The sequence below is a fragment of the Aminobacter sp. P4_D5 genome, assembly GCF_056401815.1.
Genome location: NZ_JBFUIP010001486.1, coordinates 1 through 503 on the forward strand (window position 1 = coordinate 1; position 503 = coordinate 503).

Annotated in this window: 1 protein-coding gene; it reads right to left on the reverse strand. The window is 66.6% G+C overall.

What is annotated here, in order from left to right; translation table 11 throughout:
• Position 1: 1 nt before the first annotated feature.
• Positions 2 to 503 (reverse strand): prephenate dehydratase domain-containing protein (locus AC1DWF_RS39110; RefSeq protein WP_476843753.1); only part of this gene is annotated, 502 nt, incomplete at its 5' end.

Sequence of the window (503 nt, forward strand, 5' to 3'; positions counted from 1 at the left end):
GTCAGACGTCCTCGTGCGCCAGCCGGAACGGGCTCGCCGGATAGGTCCCGAGGATCCGCAGCTCCCGCGAGAAGAAGCGCAGCTCCTCCAGCGCCCGGAACAGATGCGGCTCGTCCGGATGCCCGTCCACGTCGCAAAGGAACTGCGTGGCGGTGAAGTTGCCGTCGAGCATGTAGCTCTCCAGCTTGGTCATGTTCACGCCATTGGTCGCGAAGCCGCCCAGCGCCTTGTAGAGGGCGGCCGGCATGTTGCGGACGCGGAAAACGAAGGTCGTCACCGGGTTCAGCATCTCGTTGGCAGCGGCCATCCGCCGCTCCTTCGTCATCACGTAGAAGCGCGTGGTGTTGTGCAGGGCGTCCTCGACGTTGCGGCGCAGGATCTCCAGCCCGTAGATCTCGGCGGCCAGCTCGCTGGCGATCGCCGCGTCCTCCACGGTGCCGTTCTTTGCGATCAGCTCCGCCGCGCCGGCCGTGTCGGCCTCGATGACGGGGGTGAGGTTCAAC